The 19,019-nt window shown below is 53.2% G+C and carries 17 protein-coding genes; 2 read left to right on the plus strand and 15 right to left on the minus strand.

Translation table 11 applies throughout. From position 1 onward, the window contains the following. Positions 1–70: 70 nt before the first annotated feature. A complete protein-coding gene (locus tag Q0796_RS02020) occupies positions 71–1,126 on the minus strand; it encodes a porin (protein ID WP_298439770.1) in 1,056 nt (351 codons plus the stop codon). Between the two features lie 407 nt (positions 1,127–1,533). Here Q0796_RS02020 and Q0796_RS02025 point away from each other — a divergent pair, with 407 nt between their 5' ends. Continuing rightward, positions 1,534–3,324 (plus strand): flavocytochrome c, encoded by a 1,791-nt coding sequence (locus tag Q0796_RS02025; RefSeq protein WP_298439772.1) that lies wholly within the window; start codon positions 1,534–1,536, stop codon positions 3,322–3,324. A 475-nt stretch (positions 3,325–3,799) separates the two neighbouring features. On the opposite strand, the gene Q0796_RS02030 is transcribed toward Q0796_RS02025, so the two are convergent. From Q0796_RS02030 to Q0796_RS02070, 9 genes are all read right to left on the minus strand, one after another. After that, the gene (locus tag Q0796_RS02030; RefSeq protein ID WP_298439774.1) at positions 3,800–4,912 is read right to left on the minus strand and encodes a GGDEF domain-containing protein; all 1,113 of its coding nucleotides are present in this window, start codon (positions 4,910–4,912) and stop codon (positions 3,800–3,802) included. Between the two features lie 123 nt (positions 4,913–5,035). Next, positions 5,036–6,550 carry a ribosome biogenesis GTPase Der gene (gene der, locus Q0796_RS02035; protein WP_298439776.1) on the minus strand — a complete coding sequence of 505 codons (1,515 nt, stop codon included), beginning with the start codon at positions 6,548–6,550 and terminating at the stop codon, positions 5,036–5,038. A 70-nt stretch (positions 6,551–6,620) separates the two neighbouring features. Then, on the minus strand, positions 6,621–7,808 hold the full coding sequence (gene bamB / locus Q0796_RS02040) for an outer membrane protein assembly factor BamB (protein WP_298439778.1): 1,188 nt from the start codon (positions 7,806–7,808) through the stop codon (positions 6,621–6,623). Between the two features lie 10 nt (positions 7,809–7,818). Beyond that, the gene (locus Q0796_RS02045) at positions 7,819–8,439 is read right to left on the minus strand and encodes a tetratricopeptide repeat protein (RefSeq protein WP_298439780.1); all 621 of its coding nucleotides are present in this window, start codon (positions 8,437–8,439) and stop codon (positions 7,819–7,821) included. Positions 8,440–8,450: 11 nt separating this feature from the next. Then, the gene (gene hisS, locus Q0796_RS02050) at positions 8,451–9,728 is read right to left on the minus strand and encodes a histidine--tRNA ligase (RefSeq protein WP_298439782.1); all 1,278 of its coding nucleotides are present in this window, start codon (positions 9,726–9,728) and stop codon (positions 8,451–8,453) included. Between the two features lie 77 nt (positions 9,729–9,805). Further along, entirely contained in the window at positions 9,806–10,918 is a 1,113-nt protein-coding gene (gene ispG / locus Q0796_RS02055; RefSeq protein ID WP_298439784.1) for a flavodoxin-dependent (E)-4-hydroxy-3-methylbut-2-enyl-diphosphate synthase, read from the minus strand. Positions 10,919–10,924: 6 nt separating this feature from the next. Next, positions 10,925–11,851: a RodZ domain-containing protein gene (locus tag Q0796_RS02060; protein ID WP_298439786.1), complete on the minus strand. Its 927-nt coding sequence runs from the start codon at positions 11,849–11,851 to the stop codon at positions 10,925–10,927. Further along, a complete protein-coding gene (gene pilW, locus Q0796_RS02065; RefSeq protein WP_298439788.1) occupies positions 11,851–12,624 on the minus strand; it encodes a type IV pilus biogenesis/stability protein PilW in 774 nt (257 codons plus the stop codon). The genes Q0796_RS02060 and pilW overlap by 1 nt, the downstream gene beginning before the upstream one ends. Before the next feature lie 30 nt (positions 12,625–12,654). Further along, positions 12,655–13,773 (minus strand): bifunctional tRNA (adenosine(37)-C2)-methyltransferase TrmG/ribosomal RNA large subunit methyltransferase RlmN, encoded by a 1,119-nt coding sequence (locus Q0796_RS02070; RefSeq protein ID WP_298439790.1) that lies wholly within the window; start codon positions 13,771–13,773, stop codon positions 12,655–12,657. Between the two features lie 172 nt (positions 13,774–13,945). Here Q0796_RS02070 and Q0796_RS02075 point away from each other — a divergent pair, with 172 nt between their 5' ends. Next, positions 13,946–15,019 carry a CNNM domain-containing protein gene (locus Q0796_RS02075; protein WP_298439792.1) on the plus strand — a complete coding sequence of 358 codons (1,074 nt, stop codon included), beginning with the start codon at positions 13,946–13,948 and terminating at the stop codon, positions 15,017–15,019. 117 nt (positions 15,020–15,136) lie between these two features. Here Q0796_RS02075 and ndk read toward each other — a convergent pair whose 3' ends face one another. From ndk to hscA, 5 genes are all read right to left on the minus strand, one after another. Beyond that, entirely contained in the window at positions 15,137–15,568 is a 432-nt protein-coding gene (gene ndk, locus Q0796_RS02080; RefSeq protein ID WP_298439794.1) for a nucleoside-diphosphate kinase, read from the minus strand. A gap of 143 nt (positions 15,569–15,711) precedes the next feature. After that, complete coding sequence (locus Q0796_RS02085; protein WP_298439796.1) at positions 15,712–16,281, minus strand: hypothetical protein; 570 nt, start codon at positions 16,279–16,281, stop codon at positions 15,712–15,714. Positions 16,282–16,554: 273 nt separating this feature from the next. Beyond that, positions 16,555–16,755, minus strand: a complete 201-nt coding sequence (gene iscX / locus Q0796_RS02090) for a Fe-S cluster assembly protein IscX (RefSeq protein WP_363322299.1) — start codon at positions 16,753–16,755, stop codon at positions 16,555–16,557. Positions 16,756–16,799: 44 nt separating this feature from the next. Further along, a complete protein-coding gene (gene fdx, locus Q0796_RS02095; RefSeq protein ID WP_298439800.1) occupies positions 16,800–17,138 on the minus strand; it encodes an ISC system 2Fe-2S type ferredoxin in 339 nt (112 codons plus the stop codon). A 9-nt stretch (positions 17,139–17,147) separates the two neighbouring features. Next, positions 17,148–19,004, minus strand: a complete 1,857-nt coding sequence (hscA, locus tag Q0796_RS02100) for a Fe-S protein assembly chaperone HscA (RefSeq protein ID WP_298439802.1) — start codon at positions 19,002–19,004, stop codon at positions 17,148–17,150. Positions 19,005–19,019: the final 15 nt, after the last annotated feature.

Consider the following 19,019-nt stretch of genomic DNA (forward strand, 5'->3'; position numbering starts at 1 on the left):
GGTCGCGAAACCTTTTACTGGGATCGCAAAAAAGGGGCCAACAGGCCCCTTCGGTTACGCAAATGCGTGATCAGAACTTGTAGTGCAAGCCCATAGAGATGATGTTGTCGGCATCGTCGTATTGACGACCAGCAGCGTTATCCAGCTCCGCTTCAAAACGGCTGTAGTGACCGTACAGCTTAGCCACTTTGCTCAGCTTGTAATCGGCACCAACGGCGTAGTTGGTTACTTTGCTGTCGGTAACATCAGCAGCGCCAACATCAGTCAAGCTTTTAACCACATTACCAGCGTATTTGCCGTTGCCAGAATCGTCTTGGCCGTAACGGGCTTTCAGGCTCAGCTTGGCGCTTAGTGGGTAGGCCACATCAACCATAAAGCCGTCGCCATCCAGGTTTTCGTTGTACAGATCTTTGGTGTCTTGGTACACCGCGCCCAACTTCAACTGACCCAGTTTGGTTTGGCCACTGATGCGGTAAGCTTCGTCGCCACCCAAACCAGCGTTGTAGCCAAAGCCAACAAAGTAGTTGGTTTTCTTCAGGGCTTTATCGCCGTGGATAACCGCTACCGAGTATAGAGAACCTTCACGGTTCACATCTGCACCATAGGCATCGTCTTCCAGCTGGTAAGACACCAATACGTTGGTGTTGTACATGCGTGGCGAGGTGTAGCTGATCATGTCGCCGTAACGGGAGTTACCCGCAAACAAACGGCCCATATCGGTGTTGGTCAGGTTGAACTGATCCACGCCACCTTCGGCTTTCCAGAACGCGCTGCCCATTTTACCGAAGATCAGCGTACCGGCTTCGCCTTTCACCCCAATAAAGGTATCGCGGCTGCTCAATACGCCATCTTTGTTGTCTTGATCATCGCTTTTCACCATCGCTTCGGCTTTGTACACCAGCTGTACGGTTTCGGTCAGTGACGCTGAACCCTTTAAGCCAACCAAAGAGAAGTTGTTTTCAATGGTGGTGCCTTCGCCGCCGCTTGGATTAACCGCAAAGCTGGTGTCGGCGTCGGTCACAGCCAAACGGATGGCACCGTAGAAGGTTGGGGTTTCTACTTGGGCTTGCGCCGCGCCGCTAAGCAATGCCAACAGCATTGAAGAAGCAATTACGCTTTTTTTCATTTTATTAATCCTTTGAATCAAATAGGGGCAACATCGGCGGCAAGATTAATTAAAGCGATAAATAAAAATTGTGATCAAAGCGATGAATGTAATTTAACGCGGGGAGTTAACGGTAAAAACGATAAAGCCATTGTATTTCTAACCAATAACTTAATTTGAGTCCACATGCGCCATGCAAAAACGCATAAAGCCTAGTGCAGCAATGCATTCGTGCATAGCGCCATTTCACCCATGTGAGGCCATTGGCAATTCAATACAGACAACGGCTATTCCAGTTGCGTTCAATTTTTAGTGGAATATTCTTCACAGCATAAATCGGGAATTGCCAAATCGTCGTTTTATTAATTCATCATCATTATATTTTTCTTGTCACATAGATAAGAGAACCACTATTTAAAAGAGGTTGCATGAACACTCGCAATTTCGCACTTACCTTAAGTGCTTTATTTGTCGCTGGTGCCCTAACCACCAACGCCTTCGCTGCCGATAACCTGGCTGACTTCCACGCTGAACAACTGTCTTGTGACGCCTGCCACATGGAAAGCGGTGAGCTGTCCAACGACAACCTCAGCTTTGAAAACGGCAAATGCCAAGAGTGCCACGGCACCCTAGAAGAGGTGGCGGCAGAAACCGATCGCGGTAACTACAACGCCCACGACTCTCACTTCCCAGGTGACGTCTCTTGTACCGCTTGTCACGCTGGCCACGAGCAGTCTCTGAACTACTGTGATTCTTGCCACAGCTTCGAATTCGACATGCCTTACCAAGGCAAATGGCAGCGCAACGAGCCAAGCATCGCCAAGCTGCAGCAACAAGCTGACGAACGCAAAGCGGCTTTAGCTGCTGCCCCTGCGGCAAGCGTAGACGTATTGGTCGTCGGTTCTGGCGGCGCAGGTTTCTCTGCGGCAGTATCTGCGTTCGATAACGGCGCCAAAGTGATGCTGATTGAGAAAGAGCCGGTGATCGGCGGCAACGCTAAACTGGCTGCTGGTGGCATGAACGCTGCTGGCACCAAACAGCAGCAAGCCAAAGGCATTGATGATTCCATCGAGCTGATGACCAAAGACACCATGAAAGGTGGCCGCAACTTGAACGATCCGGCACTGGTTAAAGTGTTGGTTGAAGATTCTGCTGGTTCCGTGGATTGGATGACGAAGATGGGCGCGGATCTGTCTGATGTTGGCCGCATGGGTGGCGCCTCGGTTAACCGTACCCACCGTCCTACTGGTGGTGCTGGTGTTGGCGCTCACGTTGTGCAGGTGCTGTACGATAACGCCGTTGAGCGTAACATCGACATGCGCTTGAACACCCGTGGTGTTGAAGTATTGAAAGACAGCGACGGCAGCGTTAAAGGCATGCTGGTTAAAGGCAAGTACAGCGGTTACTACTGGGTTGAAGCCGATGCGGTGATTCTGGCGACCGGTGGTTTCGGTAAAAACAACGATCGCGTTGCCAAGCTGGATCCAAAACTGAAAGGCTTCCGTGCCACCAACCACCCTGGTGCCACCGGTGACGGCCTTGACGTGGCAGCCGAAGCGGGCGCCGCCATGCAAGATCTGCAATACATTCAGGCGCACCCTACTCTGTCGACCAAAGGCGGCGTAATGGTGACTGAAGCGGTACGTGGTAACGGCGCCATCTTGGTAAACCGTGAAGGTAAGCGCTTCGTGAACGAGATCACCACTCGCGACAAAGCTGCGGCAGCCATCCTGAAGCAAACCGGCGGTACTGCCTTCTTGATCTTCGATGATTCTGTACGTAAGTCTCTGAGCAAGATTGAGAAATACATCAAGCTGGGCGTAGTGCCAAGCCAATCTACCCCACAGCAGCTGGGTGAGAAGATGGGCATTGATGGCGCCAACCTGACCGGCACCATCGCTCACTACAACGAATTGGTTGCCAGCGGCAAAGACACCGACTTCGAACGTCAGCAGTTACCTCGTGCATTGAACGAAGGCAACTACTACGCCATTGAAGTTAACCCAGGTGTTCACCACACCATGGGCGGCGTTAAGATCGACAACCAAACTGAGATCTTAGACAGCAACGGCAAAGTAATTGATGGTCTGTACGGCGCCGGTGAAGTAACCGGTGGCGTGCACGGCGCTAACCGCTTAGGTGGCAACGCCATTTCTGACATCGTTACCTTTGGCCGCTTGGCCGGTGAAGTAGCCGCTAAGTACGCTGCAAAACAGTAACGCAAAGCATTAAGGAGGGTCAGCTCAGGATGAGCTGACCATGCTTAAGGATAAGCCGCAAGGGCGCCTGAGCTGCATCAGGCGCCCTTTTTTTGGGCCTGCATTTTGGGTGTGGTTGGCATAACCCAGCCGCAGCAAACGGCGTGGGTAAGCTGCTGTTCTGAACCAACGCCCGCCGCTAAGCCCCAAGCCGAAACGCTCATTAATTCACACAACCGAAGCTTCATGATGTAGTGACTGTGGTTCGTGCCCTAGCTGGCTGGCTGGTCACTCACAGTTCGCTGGCTGGTACTCTCGCGGGAGCTGACAACAGCGCGCGCCGTCGCCACAGCCCTATCGTGCCAGCGTTGTCGATTAGAAGGGGAATATCACAGGGAAGGTTGCGGTAGCAGTGCCACCGCAAATGTCGCGCGCCAGCGCACGCCGAGGATCAAGCTAAAGACTGAAGGTAAGGCTGGGGCAAGGCAAAGAGGAATTAGTACTCAATGCGGTTGCGACCGCCCTGCTTGGCGCGGTACATCGCCTCATCGGCCCGTTGGTACCAACTGCCGAGATCGTCTTCCGGTTGCCACAACGCCACCCCAATCGACATGGTAATGCGCGCTTCATCTTTGGTGCGTAACGGCCAATTACTGTTATCCAAATACGCTTTGATCTGCTCTGCTGGGTGTTTCGGCCCCACTTGATCGGCCTCCACGCCACACACCACCGCAAACTCTTCGCCGCCGATGCGACAAAGCAAGCAATCGGTGCAAGTGAACTCCAGCAAACGCTGCGCCACATGCTGCAGCACTCGGTCGCCGGCGGGGTGGCCAAAGGTGTCGTTTACTGCTTTAAAGTGGTCCAAATCAAAAATGAGCAACGCCACTTGCGGGTATTGCTGTTGCAAGTGCTTCGCCCGCGACATCGCATAACCATCAAACTGCCGGCGGTTGCCTAACCCCGTCAGTGGATCGGTTAGCGCCATCTGTCGAAACTTATCGCGCTGCTCTTCCACAATGGTGACTTCATTGAGGATGGTGCACAGCACCGGTTTCCCCTGCCAATGCACCACAAAGTCATGAATGATGGTGCGCATGTGGCTGCCATCCGCTGCCCACACCTCTTCCGTTGGCGTGGCTTCCAGCTTGCCGTGTTCCAGCACATGCTGATAGTTAAGCTGGGCTTGCTCCCAATGTTCGTCGCCGATCAAGCCGCGCATGCTGGGCAGCTGCAGCACCGATTCAACGCTGTCTAAATGCACCGCTTTGGCGTAAGCCTTATTGGCATACAGCGGCACAAACCAATCGTGGATCACCACCGGTTGCGGGTTGTTGTCAAAGATATCAGCGAACACATCATCCAACGCCGGTTGGATTAAGGTGATGTAAAGATCAACACTCAGCCGTGATGTGGCCAAACGCCACGGTTTGGCGTGGGTATCCACATACAGCTGACTGGCATTGGGTTGGCATGGCCACAGCCGCTGAGCAAAGGTGGGTTGGTCTAATAGCTGCAGCGCATGTTGATTGTGGGCCAGCACGCTCTTGCTGGTATGCACAATAGCCGCATCAGGTAAGCTTTGCAGCCAACTGTAATCGCAATCCATGAATCTCCTTCGCCCACGAACATTTTTTAGGGGCATCACAAATAAGGCGCAGTCTCATCGAGACTGCGCCTAACTGTAACATATCTTTACGATTTTAAGCATCACTGCTGGAACTGAACCGGATCAGGCGCCACGCTTTTTAATGTGGTTTAACACCTGACGGCGCTTACGCTGCTCGGCCGAGGTCATTTTGCTGCGCTTACCTTCAAACGGGTTGCTGCCTTCCGCAAAGACGATGCGGATTGGCGTGCCCATCACTTCCAGAGAGCGACGGAAGTAGTTCATCAAGTAGCGCTTATAGGAATCCGGCAGATCCTTCACCTGGTTACCGTGCACAATAATGCGCGGTGGGTTGTAACCACCGGCGTGGGCGTATTTCAGCTTCACTCGGCGACCACGCACCATTGGCGGCTGGTGATCGTCCTGCGCCATCTGCATGATGCGGGTCAGCATGGCGGTTGAAGTACGCTTGGTCGCACTGTCGTACGCCTCTTGTACGGATTCAAACAGGTGACCTACGCCGGTACCGTGCAAGGCTGAGATAAAGTGCAAACGCGCAAAATCAACAAAGCCTAAGCGGCGATCCAGCTCATTTTTGATCTGATCTTTGTAATCGGTGGTTAAGCCATCCCACTTGTTCACGGCCAGTACGACTGCACGGCCAGCGTTTAAGGCAAAGCCCAGCAGCGACAGATCTTGATCGGCGATGCCGGTACGCGCATCCACCACCAGCAGCACCACGTTGGCATCTTCAACCGCTTGCAGGGTTTTGATCACCGAGAACTTCTCGACGGCTTCATGCATGTTCTTACGACGGCGTACACCGGCGGTGTCAATCAGCACGTATTCGCGGCCATCACGCTCCATTGGGATGTAGATGGAATCGCGGGTGGTGCCTGGCATGTCGTAAACCACCACGCGATCTTCACCCAAGATGCGGTTGGTTAAAGTGGACTTGCCCACGTTCGGCTTACCAATGATCGCCAACTTAATTGGCTGATTACGCAGACGTTCCGATTCTTCCGCTGCGGTTTCTTCAGTCATCAGCGCCGCTTCCGCCTTAGCTTGCTCTTCGGCTTCCAACGCCGCCCAGTAGGCTTCGTTTTCGTCCAGCTCAACTTCGGGCTCTTGTTGCGCTTCAAACTCTTCCGCAAACGGGGCCAACGCGAAGTTGATCAAGCTCGCCACGCCACGGTTTTGAGCCGCTGCGATCTGGTGAATGTCACCATGGCCTAAGGCAAAAAACTCACCACAGGCGGCATCGGCATCGATCCCGTCGGTTTTGTTGGCAACCAGCAAGGTGGTTTTTTGACGGTAACGCAAGTGTTTTGCGATCGCTTCATCGGCGGCAGTCAATCCCGCCCGCGCATCCACCAAAAACAGCACTACGTCTGCTTCTTCGATGGCCAGCAGCGATTGCTCGGCCATCTTGGTCTCGATCCCCTCTTCGGTGCCGTCGATACCGCCGGTATCAACCACAATAAAGTCGTGACCGGCCAATTTGGCTTGACCATATTTCCGATCCCGGGTCAGACCTGGGAAGTCTGCCACCAAGGCGTCACGGGTACCGGTCAAGCGGTTAAATAGCGTTGACTTACCAACGTTGGGACGGCCAACAAGGGCTACCACTGGGATCATCGAAGAAACCTCATTCATTACTAACAAAAACGCCCCCGAACATTCGGGGGCGTCATAGTGTACAGGGTGTTTATGGAATTGTCACCGCAGCAACACGTCCGTCTCGAGTTTGTAGGTAGAGCGTATCGCCATCTTTCAGCGGTTGACTGTATAAGCCACTGCTGTCGATTGCGGTTCGACCCACTAAACTGCCGTCGGCACGGTTAAAGATGTGCAGATAACCTTCATAATCACCCGCAACCACATAGTTACCAACCACTTGTGGTGCGGTTAACTTGCGCCCTTGCAGATCGGTATTGGCCCACTTTTCTAAGCCGTTACGGCGGTCGATAGCGTAGATCGAGCCGTCCGCGTCGCTCAGAAACAGCGTAAAGCCTTGGATGGCAATTGGACTGTAGCTGGAATACTTACGATTCCAAGTGACTCGACCACTGCGCAGCTCGATAGAGGCGAGGCTGCCGTTAAAGGCCACCGCGTAAAGGTTGCTGCCAACAATCACTGGCTTGGCGTCCACGTCCACCACGCGCTCTAGCTCGCTCGAACCCGTTGCTTCGGCGATGCGAGCTTCCCAAATTGGTGCACCGGATTCACCAAACAAAGCCGAGACTTTGCCATCTGGGGTACCAAAGAATGCCGCGCCTTGGGATTGAGCGATACCTGAGGTACCACGCAAGACTAAGCTTGGCATGGTCATGTCCATCTGCCACTGGAAGTCGCCAGATTCAACGTCAAAGGCTTGCACCTTACCGGCGCCGGTATTGACCAACACCATGGTGCCAACAATGGTTGGATCCGACAGCACTTCACCGGCGGTATCGGCTTGCCACTGCACGGTGCCATCGTCGGCTGATAACGCAAACAACACGCCGTTTTCAGAGCCAACAAACACCTTGTCAAAGCCCACGGCAACGCCACCGGCTAAGCGAGCGCCGTTGTTCTTTTTCAAGGTACCTTCGGCGAACACTCGGCGCAGGTTACTGCTCCACAGCTCTTCGCCGCTGCTTTGGTTAAAAGCGGTAACCATGCCAAAGCGTTCAGCAACAAACAGCTTGTCGTATTTGACTGCGGGCGACAGCGACGAAAAGTACTCGCCAATGCCATCACCAACACGTTCCTGCCACAGTACTTTCGCACTGATTGGGTTGGTCAATTCAGGAAGCGGTTTAATCACTTCCTCTTCGCTGTCGCTGGAGGCACAACCGGTTAACACCGCAGTACACAACAGGCCAGCCAGCCATCCTTTTCTTGCCAGCAACATCCCTGACTCCTTAACTTGCGTGAGCCAGTTGATCAATTTTCAGCTGCAGTGCTGGGTTGCTCTGGGCACCACCGGCATCCGCGGCGGCTTGGTAAGCACTGCGCGCACCAATCACGTCACCTTTGGCAACCAACAGATCGCCTTTTAATTCGTCGCGTTGTACTGCGTACGCGTCGTTGTTAATGGCGGTTACGGTAGCTAAGGCCGCATCGGCATTATCTTGAGCCAGTTGCACTCGCGCCAAACGCAGCTGGGCCAGCGGCTTGGTGCTGTTATCGAGCTTGCCGATGGCCGCCTCTAAGAAGCTGGCGGCTTTATCCAGCTCGCCCGCTTCCACCGCACTGCTGGCTTGCAGCAGATCGGTCAGGGCGTTGTAGCCCGCGCTGCCGTGCTCGGCACGGAAGGCTTCAGCAGCAGCACTCAGATCATCGATGCTGTTGGCGCTGTTCATTACCTGTTCAAAGGCAGCGGAAGCCACTTCTTGCTCGGCCAGCTGGTTTTGCTGGTAGTAGTTCCAGCCCCACAGCCCGCCTAAACCTAATACCGCACCGCCAACAATAGACAGGCCGTATTCTTTCCAGAAACGCTTAATCGCTTCTACTTGTTGTTCTTCTGTTTCGTAATGTTCCACAAGCAAGCCCCTTAAAGCTGTACCAACGCGGCCAATTCTTCGATCAGCGCATCTTTGGACAATTGCCGTTGTTCACCACCTCGCAGTGGTTTTACGGTAACTAATCCCTGTTGTAATTCGTCTTCACCTAGGATCAAAGCCCATTCGGCTCCGCTCTTATCGGCACGTTTCATCTGTTTTTTGAAGTTGCCGCCACCGCAATGGCTCAACACCTTAAGCCCTGTCACAGTTTGGCGCAACTCTTGTGCCAACTGTAAGCCAGCCGCAACGGCAGCGTCGCCCATGGCACACAGGTAAACGTCTGCTTGGCGTGGCAGTTGATCAAACTTACCTAAGGTATCCAACAACAGAACCAGGCGTTCGATGCCCATGGCAAAACCAACGGCTGGGGTGTCTTTACCCCCCAGTTGACCAACCAATGAATCGTAACGACCACCGGCTAATACTGTGCCTTGTGAACCCAAACTGTCTGTTACCCACTCAAATACGGTGCGGTTGTAGTAATCCAAACCACGGACCAAACGAGGGTTAACGGTGTATTCGATGCCTGCGGCGTGCAACAGTTCACATAAAGTTTTGAAATGTTGCTCCGACTCTTCATTGAGGTAGTCGGTCAGCACTGGCGCGTCGGCCAGCAACGCTTGTACGCCCTGATCTTTCGAGTCAAGTACGCGCAATGGGTTGGTGTGCATGCGACGCTTGCTGTCTTCATCCAGCTGCGCTTCGTGTTGCAGTAAAAATTCAACCAAAGCGGCCCGATAAGCAGCGCGCTCATCGGCATTACCGATGGTGTTCAGCTCTAAACGAACGTGTTCGGACAAGCCCAGTTGCTGCCACAGAGCCGCAGACATCAACAGCACTTCCGCATCGATGTCTGGACCCGCTAAACCGTAGACCTCAACACCAAACTGGTGGAACTGACGGTAGCGCCCTTTTTGTGGACGTTCGTGACGGAACATTGGGCCCATGTACCACAGGCGCTGTTCTTGGTTGTACAGCAAACCATGTTGGTTGCCCGCACGCACGGTGGAGGCAGTGCCTTCTGGGCGCAGGCTGAGGTAATCACCGTTGCGATCTTCAAAGGTGTACATCTCTTTTTCAACGATGTCGGTCACTTCACCGATGCCGCGAGTAAAGAGGTTGGTCATCTCAACGATTGGTGTGCGGATCTCTTGGTAACCGAAGCTGGCCACCAATTGACGCAGGGTGGTTTCGACTTGTTGCCATTTGGCGGTGTCAGCCGGCAGACAATCATTCATGCCGCGGATAGCTTGGATCTGTTTAGCCACAATAAACCCGTTAGTTACTTACTTGAATTTGAAATTGGCCCGCACGCCCGTGAGTCAGGGCGGCGGGAGACGGACGCTCAGTCCTGTTCCGTGACGTCGATCTGTTGTTGCTTCAATGCAATCTGCGCGCGAATTTTCGCTTCGAGGTTATCCACAATGTCGTTATTGTCGATGCGCTCTTTCTGGCGTTCACCATTAAGGTAAAAACCACTTTTTCGATTGGAGCCAGCCAGCCCCAGATCGGAGATCAGCGCTTCGCCGGGGCCATTCACTACACACCCAATAATAGAGACGTCCAGTGGGGTAACCACGTCTTCTAAACGTTCCTCTAGCGCATTAACGGTGCTGATCACATCAAACTCCTGCCGAGAGCATGACGGGCAAGCGATAAAGTTAATGCCACGGGAGCGAATGCGTAAGCTCTTTAAGATATCAAAGGCGACTTTCACCTCTTCAACCGGATCTGCAGCCAGCGAGATGCGCATGGTATCGCCGATCCCTTCAGCCAATAGCATGCCTAAGCCTACCGAGGATTTTACCGCGCCAGCGCGCGCGCCACCGGCTTCAGTAATACCAAGGTGCAGCGGTTGCACAATTTGCTGAGCAAGCTGGCGGTAAGATTCTACTGCCAAGAATACGTCCGAGGCTTTTACGCTGACTTTAAACTGGTCAAAGTTCAAACGATCAAGAATATCAACGTGGCGCATCGCCGATTCCACCAGCGCTGCTGGGGTTGGCTCGCCATATTTTTCTTGAATTTCCCGCTCTAACGAACCGGCATTAATGCCAATGCGGATAGGGATGTTGTTATCACGGGCACAATCCACCACCGAACGAATTCGAGCTTCGTTGCCAATGTTACCGGGATTAATGCGTAAGCAATCAACGCCATATTCCGCCACTTTCAGCGCAATGCGGTAATCAAAGTGGATGTCAGCCACCAGTGGAATGTTGGCCTGCTGCTTAATCAGCTTAAAGGCTTCTGCTGCTTCCATGGTCGGTACAGATACCCGTACCAGATCCGCGCCTGCGCGTTCGATGGCGGCAATTTGCGCCACGGTCGCGTCCACATCGGTGGTGAGGGTGTTCGTCATGGACTGCACCGAGATAGGGGCATCGCCCCCAACTGGCACATTACCCACCATGATTTGGGTCGACTTACGTCGTTTAATCGGAGTTGGTTGATGCATTTTGAGTTATCGCGGCACTGTCAAACGCGCCACTTTACCGGCGCTAAAGGAAGAGAGATCGATGGCTTTACCATCGAAACTTAGGCTTACCGCTTCCGGTGCCCCTAAGCGCAATTTGTATGGCGCGGTGCCAACCACGCTTTGGCTAAAGCCAGCTTGCTTCAGCCCTTCAATCAATTTGTTGCCATCGGCATCCTGCACCAGCATCCAGCAATCGGCACTCAGAGTGACGGTTAACGCGGGCAATATCGCCACTTCATCTGCCGCATCGCTCAGTGCAGTAACTTTGGTGCTATCCGGTTCGACGTTATCGTCGCTTCCCGCTGCATTACCTGCCGTTGTTGTGTCATCTGCATTGGCGTCACGGTCTTCTACGACAGTATCGGTTGGCTGCTCAGTCGCGTCACCATCGCTGGCCAGCGATCCCAATGGGCTAATCGCGTTATTCGTCGTTGCCGCCCGTACTGGGGCTGGCGCTGCCGGTTGCGCTAAGCTGGCCGGAGTGGGCAACTGCAGTGCTTGTGGCGCTTCGCTTTGGCTGTTGTAAAACCACCAGGCTAATGCCAACAGCAGCCCCAGTACCATTGCCCAAGTAAGTAAGCGCCAACGGCTGTCGGAACGCTCGCGTTTAGTGCGCTCCGAAAAACTGTGCATGTCTTGGGTTGGTTGTGGCTGGTACATCCCTTCAAGGGCGCTATTAAGTTGTTGTTCGTTAAGGCCAACCAGACGGGCGTAATTGCGGATGTAACCACGGATATAGGTGATCGACATATCCGGTTCATAGTGATCTTGCTCGATGCCCTGCACCACTGAATGGCGCAGGTTCAGCCGCTGCGCGATTTGCTGCGACGAGAGCCCCATCTGCTCGCGGGCGTCACGTAATAACGGACCCGGCGTAAGCGGCGGCTGTTCGGTGTTCAGTTCGTCAGTCATCAGTAATACTTCGTTCGATACGCTTTTGCCTGCAAAGAAGCAGGGAACTTAGCCAGCAATAATACCCCATAGCGGCGGGCGGCATCCGTGTTGTTGGCCGCAAATTCCATCTCTGCCCCCAACCATAGGCTGGCGGCGCTTTCGTTACCATCTTTGTGGTAACGGTTAAGGTAATTGCGGGCGTCATCCCACTGCTCGGCGGCATACTTAAGTTCAGCCACTTGCAATAAGCTGTTGGCACGGCGGGGGTTATAGTTGAGCGCCTGTTCGTAGTAGCTTGCCGCTTTATCGGTCCAACCGGCCTCTTGGGCACATAAGCCTAAGTTTTCATAGGTTTGGCTGATACGGATGTAACCAGGGGCGAGCACAGCACGGTTAAACCATTGGTCTGCTTCTTCGTACTGCTGTTGCCGACATAAGAAGGCACCAAAGTTATTGGCGGCGTCGGGGTTAAACGGCACCACGGCAACCGAGCGTCGGTAGTACTCTTCGGCTCGTGTGTAGTCTTTTACCGCATCGAAGTAGTAACCCATCGCCAGTAGCGCATCGGCACTCTCAGGCGTGTGTTTTAGGGCACGTTCGAAGTTGTATTTGGCTTGTTCACTATTGCCGCGACGTAGATAGGCAAGCCCCAAAGACAACCGCTCGCGGGAGGCCGCAGCGTGATCGACTTCTTGGGAAACCACTTTTTTGTCGGCACCGCTGTAGGTGGTTTGTTGTACACAACCTCCTAAGCCCAGCAGGCCGACCAACAACAAACATGTCGTTTTCATCTTTTCCTTGATGATCAGGCAACTATTCTCTTAGTTCATTGTTACCGAAATAGACTGTTCTTGCATGCGTTTTTTGACTAAACGCTTAGTGCGATCGCGTACATCACCCACTAATTGACCACAGGCTGCATCGATGTCGTCACCACGGGTCTTACGCACGATAACCGTTAGGCCGTACTCCATCAGTACCTTAGAGAAACGGTCGATGCGAGAGTTCGAGCTTTTGCCGTAAGGGCTACCTGGGTATGGGTTGAATGGGATCAGGTTGATCTTACACGGCGTGTCTTTCATCACTTTGGCCAACTCGTGGGCTTGATCGGTGCTGTCGTTAATGTGGTCAAGCATCACATACTCAACGGTCACTCGGCCTTTGTTGGCGTAAGACTTAGAGAGGTAGCCACGAACCGACTCAAGGAACATCTCGATGTTGTACTTTTTGTTTACTGGCACCAGTTCACTGCGCAGCTCATCATTCGGGGCATGCAAGCTGATCGCCAGCGCCACATCAATAACGTCGCCCAGCTTATCCAACGCCGGCACCACACCGGAGGTCGACAAGGTAACGCGGCGCTTAGACAACCCAAAACCAAAATCATCCAGCATGATGTTCATCGCGGGGATCACGTTATTGAAGTTCAGCAGGGGTTCGCCCATGCCCATCAAGACCACGTTAGAAATTGGTCGTTCGCGGGTATCACCATTCAAGCCAAGGTAAACCGCAACACGCCACACTTGGCCAATGATTTCGGCCACGGTCAAGTTACGGTTAAAGCCCTGCTGGGCGGTGGAGCAAAAAGTGCATTCTAGGGCACAACCCACCTGAGACGAGATGCACAAGGTGGCACGGTCGTCTTCTGGGATGTAAACCGTTTCAACCTGTTGGCCGTTACCCACATCCATCGCAAACTTAATGGTGCCATCGGAGGAGTGCTGTGAGTCGGCCACTTCAGGGGCAACAATCTCACATTTTACTTTCAGTTTTTCGCGTAATTTTTTGTTGATGTTGGTCATCTGATCGAAATCAGAGATGCCAAAGTGATAGATCCAGCGGAACACTTGATCGGCGCGGAACGGTTTTTCTCCAATCTCGCTAAAAAATGCACGCAACCCGTTGCGATCTAGGTTGAGCAAATTAATTTTGTCTGTCATGGAATGCCTCGTTAACCGGCCGAAAATGGCGCGCAATTGTACTCGCTCAAGGCTATGGTCGTCTAGCCTCAAACCGCGAATGTCAGCGCCCCTCCCTATCATAGCAATTGCTGACTATGATCAAGTTACCGCCGCAATTTTGTTTGCATCAATAAGATCAAAGGGGTAAGCCATGTTAATGCTCGGCCTGTTTGTCTTGTTGGCAGTCGGAGTCTCGTTTCTTTGCAGCTTATTAGAAGCGGTGTTGCTGTCACTGACCCCAGCGTACGTTTCCACCCTGCGGCAAACGAAACCCGCTTCGGCCAAGCGACTCATGCAACTGCAGCAACATATCGAGTCGCCGTTGGTGGCCATTTTAACCCTAAATACCATCGCCCATACGGCCGGTGCCGCTGGCGCTGGGGCGCAGGCCAGTCGCTTGTTTGGCAGCGACGCCCTTGGTTGGTTCTCGGCAGTGCTAACCTTAGCCATCCTATTTTTATCCGAGATCATCCCCAAAACCATTGGCGCCCGCTATTGGCGCTCATTGGCCCCCATGACCTCAGTCTGGTTGATGCTGCTGGTCACCATCACCAAGCCATTGATCATCATCTCAGGCTGGGTAACCTCAATGTTGCAACAGCAAGCTCCCGCCGCACACATTCGTGCCGAAATGTCGGCCATGGCCGACATTGGCCTAGAAAGCGGTGAGCTTGATAGCCAAGAGTCTAAGATCCTCAAGCAGTTACTGCGGGCTCGCAGCCTGCCCGTTAGCGCGATAATGACCCCCAGAACGGTGATCCATTCGCTGTCACAGCACCTCACCCTGCGTGAGTTTTCCAGTCAACACGCGCAGAAATCCTTTTCTCGGATCCCCGTATTTGACAGCGAGCCCGACGACATCGTCGGTTACGTTCGCCGCTCTGAAGTGCTGCTGACCGAAAAAACCGATCCGGATGCGCCGCTGCGCAGCGTTCAACACAAGCTGTTGGTGGTGCCTGAAAACGCCAAGTTGATGGTGCTGTTTGAGCTGTTGCTCACTCGCCATAGCCACATCGCCATCGTGGCTGATGAGTATGGCGGCGTGCGTGGTTTGGTGACGATGGAAGACATTATTGAATCGATGTTGGGCTTAGAAATTGTCGATCAGGATGACCCCTCGAAGGATATGCAGCAGCTGGCTCGGCGGCTCTGGCAACATCGACAAAAAGAACGAAAATTTAGGGTCAGCGGCAATGACAAAGAGAGCCTCCCCCCCCAACCATAGTGGCGCAGCCCCAGCAAACGGCACGGTGAGGGCCGTGATAACCACTGTGGCTCTCTAACCTGGGATTGTGGACACAAAAAAGCGCCCTTATGGGCGCTTAGGTCTAAAGAGTTCTGCTTAGCGAGTACGCGGGCAGATCTCTTCAGCAGTAAAGAAGTAAGCGATTTCACGCTCTGCAGAGGCAACAGCGTCAGAGCCGTGTACTGCGTTTTCATCGATGCTGTCAGCAAAATCGCTGCGCAGGGTGCCGCGAGCGGCATCAGCTGGGTTGGTTGCACCCATGATTTCACGGTTAGCTAAAACTGCGTTTTCGCCTTCCAGTGCTTGAACCATGATTGGACCAGAGGTCATAAAATCAACCAGTGCGCCAAAGAAAGGACGCTCGCTGTGCTCAGCGTAAAAACCTTCAGCCTGTTCACGGCTCAGGTGAACCATCTTTGAAGCCACGATCTTCAAACCTGCCGCTTCAAAGCGCTGGTAGATAGAACCAATCAAGTTTTTTGCTACTGCATCGGGCTTAACGATGGAAAAAGTACGTTCTAGGGCCATTATCCGCTCCATATTATTGTAAAAACAGCCTGTTTTCGGCGCGGATTATATTCTAAAAAAAAGCAAAAATCCCACCCTTGTCACATCCGCCTGCAAATTTAGCTGCACCACGGGCACGACTCGAGCGAGATTTGCGACACCGATCAGCTTTTATTGCTGTATTTCACCCCAACCCAAGCGGTGTGCTTATCGCAGCAGCGGCGGTAGCGGCTAACAAAACCACACTGGCAGGCGGTGTCGATAAGTTCATACAAGCGCTGGGTGTGTGCTTCACCGTGGGGCAGCACTAACATCAAGCGGCCGCCGGAGTTCAAACGACGCCACGCCTGATCCAGTAGCGGCTCATACGGTGGCATTAGCCGATCCGGCATGATCACCATGGCATCCGCTTGCTGCGACTCTAAGCTAGGGCCCAGTTTACCTACCGTCAGCTGGTGCACTTTGCTGGCCAGTTGCTCTAACTGCTCAACGTAGTGACGGCCAAACTGCAGTTGCTCTGGCGTTAACAAAATCGAAATGCTGCCAGTATCACCAACGCAATCCGCCAGATTACGCACGGCGTCCAGCTCCGGACAACCGATAACAACCACGGTCTGGCCACGGCGCAACGACAGCTTACGCAATAAGAAGCGTAACTGAGTGCCACCGACAAGCTGTAGCCGCTCGGGCTGAGCCTGTGGTTCGGATCGAATACTGCGGACAATTTGAGTCATTTTTGTCACCGCAAAGCTATGAAATTGGGAGGAAGTCGTGCCAAAAAGTCACAGAAAGGCAAAAAATCGACTATGAAGCCACCAACATAAGGACTTATCGGCACAAAAAAAAGCCCTAACAACGCAAAATTTAGCGTTAGATCACTATTGGCCGATAACTGATGGCGATCTGCGCCTTAATCTCGGCTTGTTGTAAGCAATTGCCGCACAACTTAGAGTAATCACTACAAAAAAGGCGCCCTAGGGGCGCCTTTTGCAGATCAGTGTCAGTCACTAATCCATTTCATCTATCCACGCTTGCTGGATTGCTTCAAGTACGCGTTCACCACAATGTTGTGGATCATCATCAAAGTTATCCAACGCCATCACCCAATCTCGCAATTCGGTAAAGCGCAGCTGCTGCGGGTTCACATCAGGGTGTTGCTCAGTCAGTTCGATGGCAATGTCGGTAACATCGATCCATTTCATGCCCATAAGTTACTCCTTTATGCTGCATACACCACAACAGGTTCCGTGGCTTAGTGGTGTTCTGATACCTGATTGATGGTGTAGCGCGGAATGTCTACCACCAGATCAGTACCGTTGACTTTCGCTTGGCAAGACAAGCGTGATTCCGGCTCTAAGCCCCACGCTTTATCCAGCATATCGTCTTCCAGTTCGTCACTTTCATCCAGCGAGTCAAAACCGTCGCGCACCACTACATGACAGGTGGTGCAGGCACAAGATTTTTCACAAGCGTGCTCAATATGAATGCCGTTTTTCAGCGCAACGTCGAGAATAAACTCACCGTCTTTCGCTTCCACTTCCAGCCCTTCAGGGCACAGCTCTTGGTGCGGTAAAAATACGATCTTAGCCATTTTATCCTCTTAAACCTTATCTACAGACTGACCAGACAAGGCACGACGGATGGACAAGTCCATTCGCAGCGCGGCAAATTCGCCGCTGGCTTTATCTAGTGCGTCAATTCCTTGCTTGATGGCTTCGCCATCTTCCGCATCGGCCAGTTGTGCCAAGGCGATCATCTGCTGTTCTAATGCTTGTTGTGCTTTTGGTGCCAACAGCGTTGGGCCGTCTGCTTGCAATGCTTTGCTCAGGCTTTCAATTACCCGCCCAGCTTCAATACGCTGTTCGGTTAACATCCGCTTACTGATGTCTTCTTTCGCGTGAGTCATCGATTCGGTCAGCATTCGCGTTACTTCATCGTCACTCAAACCAAAAGATGGTTTTACTTGAATTTCAGCCACCACACCGGAGGTTTTCTCCTCGGCTTTTACGCTCAGCAAACCATCGGCGTCCACTTGGAAGGTCACGCGGATCACTGCGGTGCCTGCGGCCATTGGCGGAATGCCACGCAACTCAAATCGAGCTAACGAGCGACAATCGGCGATCATCTCACGTTCGCCCTGCACCACATGAATCGCCATCGCAGTTTGGCCATCTTTGTAGGTGGTGAACTCTTGCGCTCGAGCAACTGGAATGGTGGTATTGCGCGGGATCACTTTCTCGGTTAACCCACCCATGGTTTCCAGCCCTAACGACAGCGGCAGTACATCCAGCAGCAACATGTCGGAATCGGGCTTATTGCCCACCAGAATATCGGCTTGAATCGCGGCACCAATCGCCACCACTCGATCCGGATCAATTGAAGTTAACGGTTGGCGTTGAAAGTAGTGTCCAATCTGCTCTCGTACCGCTGGGACACGAGTGGAACCGCCAACCATCACCACTTGCTGAATGTCATCCACGCTGACACCGGCGTCTTTTAAGCTGCGGCGGCAGGCGATTAAGGTGCGTTTAATTAATGGCGCGATCAGCTGTTCAAACTGAGCTCGGCTTACTTGGCCCTGCCAAGCGCCGATGGCAGCGTTAACGCTGTCTGCCTCGGTCAGTGCTTCTTTAATTCGGCACGCTTCGGTCATTAATGCCCGCTGCAAAGACGGATCAAGGTTGCTGCTGTCCAACCCTGCTTGTGCCGCGACGTATTGCGCTAACAGGTGATCAAAATCATCGCCGCCTAAAGCGCTGTCACCGCCAGTGGCCAGCACCTCAAACACGCCTTTATTGAGGCGCAAAATGGAGATATCAAAGGTACCGCCGCCCAAATCGTAGATGGCGATGTCGCCTTCTTGGCCACTATCAAGCCCGTAAGCGATGGCGGCGGCGGTTGGCTCGTTAAGCAAGCGCAATACCTTAACGCCCAGCAACTCTGCCGCTTCTTTGGTGCCTTGGCGCTGGGCATCATCAAAGTAAGCTGGCACGGTGATCACCGCCCCGCTCAGATCGCCACCTAAGGTTGCTTCAGCGCGGGCGATAAGGGGCCGTAGCACTTCCGCAGACACTTGAATCGCATTAACGCAGCCTTGGCGGGTCTGGAACAACGGCAAGCCGTTATCCGAGCCTTGCAGCTGATAAGGGTGCTGTGGGTAGCGCTCAGCTACGTCACTCAATGAGCGTCCTAAAAAGCGTTTCACCGAAATAATGGTGTTGGCTGGATCGGCCGTGGCTTGCGCTTTGGCATCGTGGCCGGTCGCCAGTCCTTGCTCAAGGTAGCGCACAACCGATGGCATCCGGTGGCGCAGGTTGCTGTCTGGCAACGTTTCGGCTTGGCCACTGCGTACAGCCGCGACTAAAGAGTTGGTGGTGCCCAAGTCGATACCAACCGCCAGCTTGTGCTGGTGCGGTGCCGCCATCTGACCGGGTTCGGCGATCTGCAATAATGCCATGCTGTGTTATCCGTT

Source organism: uncultured Ferrimonas sp., from assembly GCF_947489035.1.
In the GTDB taxonomy this organism is placed as follows: domain Bacteria; phylum Pseudomonadota; class Gammaproteobacteria; order Enterobacterales; family Shewanellaceae; genus Ferrimonas.

Bases quoted from the DNA above. Each gene is read 5' to 3' on its own strand.
- Q0796_RS02030 (WP_298439774.1), bottom strand. From the start codon at position 4,912: ATGGATTGCGATTACAGTTGGCTGCAAAGCTTACCTGATGCGGCTATT.
- bamB (WP_298439778.1), bottom strand. From the start codon at position 7,808: ATGTTGCTGGCAAGAAAAGGATGGCTGGCTGGCCTGTTGTGTACTGCG.
- fdx (WP_298439800.1), bottom strand. From the start codon at position 17,138: ATGGCTAAGATCGTATTTTTACCGCACCAAGAGCTGTGCCCTGAAGGG.
- ndk (WP_298439794.1), bottom strand. From the start codon at position 15,568: ATGGCCCTAGAACGTACTTTTTCCATCGTTAAGCCCGATGCAGTAGCA.
- iscX (WP_363322299.1), bottom strand. From the start codon at position 16,755: ATGGGCATGAAATGGATCGATGTTACCGACATTGCCATCGAACTGACT.
- Q0796_RS02070 (WP_298439790.1), bottom strand. From the start codon at position 13,773: ATGACAGACAAAATTAATTTGCTCAACCTAGATCGCAACGGGTTGCGT.
- Q0796_RS02085 (WP_298439796.1), bottom strand. From the start codon at position 16,281: ATGACTCAAATTGTCCGCAGTATTCGATCCGAACCACAGGCTCAGCCC.
- Q0796_RS02020 (WP_298439770.1), bottom strand. From the start codon at position 1,126: ATGAAAAAAAGCGTAATTGCTTCTTCAATGCTGTTGGCATTGCTTAGC.
- Q0796_RS02060 (WP_298439786.1), bottom strand. From the start codon at position 11,851: ATGACTGACGAACTGAACACCGAACAGCCGCCGCTTACGCCGGGTCCG.
- pilW (WP_298439788.1), bottom strand. From the start codon at position 12,624: ATGAAAACGACATGTTTGTTGTTGGTCGGCCTGCTGGGCTTAGGAGGT.
- ispG (WP_298439784.1), bottom strand. From the start codon at position 10,918: ATGCATCAACCAACTCCGATTAAACGACGTAAGTCGACCCAAATCATG.
- Q0796_RS02075 (WP_298439792.1), top strand. From the start codon at position 13,946: ATGTTAATGCTCGGCCTGTTTGTCTTGTTGGCAGTCGGAGTCTCGTTT.
- der (WP_298439776.1), bottom strand. From the start codon at position 6,550: ATGATCCCAGTGGTAGCCCTTGTTGGCCGTCCCAACGTTGGTAAGTCA.
- hscA (WP_298439802.1), bottom strand. From the start codon at position 19,004: ATGGCATTATTGCAGATCGCCGAACCCGGTCAGATGGCGGCACCGCAC.
- Q0796_RS02025 (WP_298439772.1), top strand. From the start codon at position 1,534: ATGAACACTCGCAATTTCGCACTTACCTTAAGTGCTTTATTTGTCGCT.